We start from the raw sequence: 4846 nt of genomic DNA on the forward strand, positions 1-4846 counted from the left end.
CCGCAACAAGTTAAAACATATACTCAAGAGTAAATACTATTGTATTTTGTAATTATTATAGATGTTAGTATAGGTAAACTATAAAATGGTCGCAGTTAGAAGTACATTTCCAACCCCAAGTAATAAGTCCACAAAAACTAATTTTTCTGTTATATCAAAAAAATCAGTTAGGCCACAGAAATCAACAGAAAAAAACTTATCTGATGGTAACTATATCTCTGAACAGAGTACAGACTTAGAAACAACTCAAGTACAGAATATGGCTCAAGTCATCTCCCTACCCCAGTCCAAAGCGCTCTGGTTAAAATCTTTGATGGCAACACAATTTACTTCATCCATTGTCACGGTATTATTAGCAAGTGCGAGTGTGGCCTTTTATGGCTTAACAATTTATGGCCAATCTAAATGGACAACAGAATATCAACAATTACAAAAACTTAGAGAAAAGGAACAGCAGATAAGTGTTGCTAATGAACTCTTGAAAAACCATATAGCTGAACAAGCATCAACTTCTGATAATGGTTTAACTTCACGAGATTCTGTAAAGAGGATATTTTTAGAACCAGCACCTCCACGTCCTGCCCCTAATCCTCCTCAACCTTATCTAGAATCTAGTTCAGCTCATAAATATCTCTTCAAAACACCAGTGGGATATTGAATCTTGAGCGGGGGAGTAGGGGAGTAGGGGAGTAAGGGAGTAGGGGAGTAATAAACATAAGAATAATTAACACGCTCCTGGTTTGCTAATTATTAAAAAAATTAAAAAGCCAGTGTTAATTACTTAATAATTTCAATAACTGAAGTTTCACCTAAGTATAGCATTCTTTTTTTTAATTAGTGTCTTTAGCCAGAGCTACTGATAACTGATAACTGATAACTGTTAACGAAGTTCCTCTGAAAGAGGCTAACTGAAATGAACTATCCTTCAAATTCCCAACTTCCTCGTAGGTCTTTCAACCGCAAACAAAGAGAAAAATCTAGGTCTCATCTCAAAAATCAAAAGCTTCAAGATGAAGCAGATGCTGTTAAAAATACCCCTAAAAGATCACCCTCAACAGCTTCTCAGGAAAACTATGAAAAATGTCGAACATCTAGACTTTACCAAGTCTGGATACTTCTGATGTTAGGCTTATTAGGACTAATAATTAACCTATTTCGTTTACAAGTTGTGCAGGGCAAAGCATTACAAAAAATAGCCCAACAACAGCAAACTGTACAATCAAATCCTTTCATTCCTAGACGCCCAATAGTTGATAGAAACGGGAATGTTTTAGCAATTGATAAAGTGGCATACACTCTCTATGCTCACCCCAAAATATTTAACCGCTCAAAACAAGAAGTTGCTTATCAATTATCAACTGTTCTAGAAGGAGCAAATTTGGAAAAAACCCTAACTTCCAATGACTTACTCCAAATATTCAATCAAAGAGAGACAGGTATAAAAATTGCCGACTTAATATCTCAAGAAAGTGCAAATAAAATTACTGATTTATATATTGATGGCTTAGAATTAATTCAACACCCACAACGTCTCTATCCTCAGAAAGAATTAGTAGCTGAAGTAGTAGGATATGTAGATGGAGAAAGCAAAGGTCAAGCTGGAATTGAATATNCAAATATTCAATCAAAGAGAGACAGGTATAAAAATTGCCGACTTAATATCTCAAGAAAGTGCAAATAAAATTACTGATTTATATATTGATGGCTTAGAATTAATTCAACACCCACAACGTCTCTATCCTCAGAAAGAATTAGTAGCTGAAGTAGTAGGATATGTAGATGGAGAAAGCAAAGGTCAAGCTGGAATTGAATATAGTCAACAAAATCTCTTAGAACGCTCTATAGAAACAATCCAATTTCGGCGCTTAATCAAAGGCGCTCTAGTACCCGATAAACTAACCACAGGTTTTTTACAGTTAGATGACCTTTCCCTGCATCTAACTATTGACTCTCGCTTGCAACGATCTGTACGAGCAATACTTAAACAACAGTTAGAAGAATATGAGGCCAAGCGAGGCACTGTCATTGTCATGGACGCTACTGATGGTTCTATATTATCTCTAGTATCGGAACCTTCTTATGACCCCAATCAATACTATAACTATGACGTGACATTGTTCAAAAATTGGGCCGTAACAGATGTTTATGAACCAGGTTCGACCTTTAAACCAATAAATGTGGCCTTAGCTTTAGAGGTAGGAGCGATTGAAGAAGATAGTGTATTTTATGACACAGGCAGAATGAGGATTGGTCGTTGGTCCATATTTAATTCCGGTGGTGGCGGTGGTGCCCGGAGTGTAACTGAGATTATTCGAGATTCTAGTAATATCGGTATGGTTAAAATTATTGAACAAATGCCACGAGCTGTTTTTTATGATGGTCTCAAACGGTTAGGATTAGAAGATACTACTGGTGCAGACTTACCTTTTGAAGCAGCTAACATTTTGAAGGGTAGAAACCAGTTTTTAATGGTACCGGTGGAAGCAGCGACTACTGCTTTTGGTCAGGGGTTTTCTCTGACTCCTCTAAAACTAGCGCAACTGAATGCAGCTTTAGCAAATGGGGGAAAACTGGTGACACCCCATGTTGTCCGTGGATTATTTGATAGTAAGGGGCAACCATATTGGCAGTTACCTTTGCCACAACCTAAACAAGTTTTTTCTTCTGACACTACGACAAAAGTTTTGGCAATGATGGAAAAGGTGGTTGAGAGTGGTACTGGTAAAAGAGCTAGACTGCGTGGATATCGAATTGCTGGCAAAACTGGTACGGCGCAAAAAGCTTCTGAAACTGGAGGTTATTCTAAGAGTGCTAAAATTACAAGTTTTGTGGGTATTTTGCCAGTGGAGTCTCCCCGTTATGTAGTTTTGGCTGTTATTGATGAACCTGTTAGGGGTAGTGGGGGAAAGGTTGCTGCTCCTGTTGTTAAGTCGGTGATTAAGTCTTTGATTAATATTGAGCAAATTCCTCCTTCTGATAAGAGGGAGTAGGGAGTAGGGAGTAGGGAATGGCTAGAGTCCAGTCCAGTAGGGTGCGTTTCACTGCGTGACATGGAAAGCGGAGCATTCCCTATACGAAAAATGAAATGTAACGCACCGCCCATGTCAAACTGTGGGATAAATGTAACGCACCGTCCATCCCAAACTGTGGGATAATTGATTTGATTTTTTATTATTGGAGATATCTAATACTAAAATTTGAACAGAATTTGTTCTGGGCAAATTTTCACTAAGTTAGCTAAAGCAGGGAGTAGGAAGTCGGGAAAAATATTGGATGATTTTTGTGGGATAATTGATTTGANTTCACTGCGTGACATGGAAAGCGGAGCATTCCCTATACGAAAAATGAAATGTAACGCACCGCCCATGTCAAACTGTGGGATAAATGTAACGCACCGTCCATCCCAAACTGTGGGATAATTGATTTGATTTTTTATTATTGGAGATGTCTAATACCAATTCCCATGCATTAACGTTATACTTAGATCAAACTTCAGTTATTATAGCAACAGCCAGGGCGATTAGGACATAGACTGATGATGAATCAAAGACCACGGAAACACTTTTCCCACTGTTCCCTGTTCCCAGTTAAGTGTTCCCTGCTATAAATAATTAAACTAAGGTAATTACTTTATTGTTAGTTTGAAGTAATTTAGNAGGGCGATTAGGACATAGACTGATGATGAATCAAAGACCACGGAAACACTTTTCCCACTGTTCCCTGTTCCCAGTTAAGTGTTCCCTGCTATAAATAATTAAACTAAGGTAATTACTTTATTGTTAGTTTGAAGTAATTTAGCATTAATTATTCTTGTTTGTACGGACGTTGCATGCAACGTCCATACCACCCCCACTCCCCTACTTCAATCAAATGTAGAAAAGTTTTTGAGAAATGGTATAATATTTCGGTGCGTTACGCTTCCGCTTTTCATGTCGGCGACAGCCGAAACGCACCCTACTGGACTGACACACCTTAAATTGTGCAATAGTAGGGGCGGGNTTATCTGACTCAATGTGAAAACTCGTTGTACGGACGTTTTGCTGACGCAAAGCTCCGCTTTATATGTCGGCGACAGCCGAAGTGCGTAATTAGGAGCATTCCGTCAGGAAAGTTGTGCGCCAGCAAAACGCGGAGCGACATGGAAAGCGGAGCATTCCGGAACGGAAAACGCATTTTTGCCTGTGCAACGTCCCTATGGTGAAACCCGCCACTACAGAGTCTGATTCCCTATTGCACAGTTTTAGCTGAAACAGTCCACTACTGGACTGACACACTTTAAATGGTGCAATAGTAGGGGCGGGTTTTAGTGGAAATTTTGATGCTTACTCTAAGATTTAGATAAACCCACCCTAATGCACTGTTGGGGGTTTGGAGACCAAACCCCTACGATTCCTAAATTACATAATATCAGAAATGTTCAATGGATCTGCTTCGCGATGACGGTTTGCTTCTTCCAATTTCTCGCGAGAAGACATGACGCAAATATTATTACGTTCCATCCCCGCAGTAAACACATCTAACAAAGTTTGTTTCACATCTGCTACTGTAGCTTTCAGCGATCGCTCATAACGTTCTTCCCTGACTTCTGAACTTTTTGCTGTCAGATAACGTTCCAAAGCTAAACCTGTCGCTGTCTCTGGACGCAACACTGGAGAATCATCCTGAGTTGTAGCAATAATAGCACGGTCAACATCAGTCTGAGTCCAATCTACATCCTTGATATAATCTATTAAACCAGCAAAAACATCAAGAGTTCGACTAACATGGGGGTCACGATAGGAATACAGAGAAACAGTTTTTCCTAAACCACTGTAACTACATCCGGCACCGTAAGCATTACCCTTCA

General features: G+C 39.2%; 3 protein-coding genes and 1 pseudogene. 3 read left to right on the plus strand and 1 reads right to left on the minus strand.

Annotation, left to right across the window (positions count from 1 at the left end):
• The first annotated feature begins 85 nt into the window (after positions 1 to 85).
• The 3 genes and pseudogenes from AFK68_RS10290 to AFK68_RS10300 all read left to right on the plus strand — a co-directional run bounded on the left by AFK68_RS10290 (position 86) and on the right by AFK68_RS10300 (position 2990).
• Complete coding sequence (locus AFK68_RS10290; RefSeq protein ID WP_094672624.1) at positions 86 to 658, plus strand: hypothetical protein; 573 nt, start codon at positions 86 to 88, stop codon at positions 656 to 658.
• A 255-nt stretch (positions 659 to 913) separates the two neighbouring features.
• Positions 914 to 1612 (plus strand): annotated as a pseudogene (locus tag AFK68_RS10295) (penicillin-binding protein 2); the annotation flags it as partial.
• Between the two features lie 418 nt (positions 1613 to 2030).
• Positions 2031 to 2990, plus strand: a complete 960-nt coding sequence (locus AFK68_RS10300) for a penicillin-binding protein 2 (RefSeq protein WP_246844101.1) — start codon at positions 2031 to 2033, stop codon at positions 2988 to 2990.
• A gap of 1407 nt (positions 2991 to 4397) precedes the next feature.
• Here AFK68_RS10300 and AFK68_RS36570 read toward each other — a convergent pair.
• Positions 4398 to 4846 (minus strand): hypothetical protein (locus AFK68_RS36570; protein ID WP_210407340.1); only part of this gene is annotated, 449 nt, incomplete at its 5' end.

It is taken from the genome of Hydrocoleum sp. CS-953, from assembly GCF_002260545.1.
Lineage (GTDB): Bacteria > Cyanobacteriota > Cyanobacteriia > Cyanobacteriales > Microcoleaceae > Trichodesmium.

Coding starts and splice junctions, on each gene's coding strand:
- AFK68_RS10290 (WP_094672624.1), top strand. CDS start 86: ATGGTCGCAGTTAGAAGTACATTTCCAACCCCAAGTAATAAGTCCACA.
- AFK68_RS10300 (WP_246844101.1), top strand. CDS start 2,031: ATGGACGCTACTGATGGTTCTATATTATCTCTAGTATCGGAACCTTCT.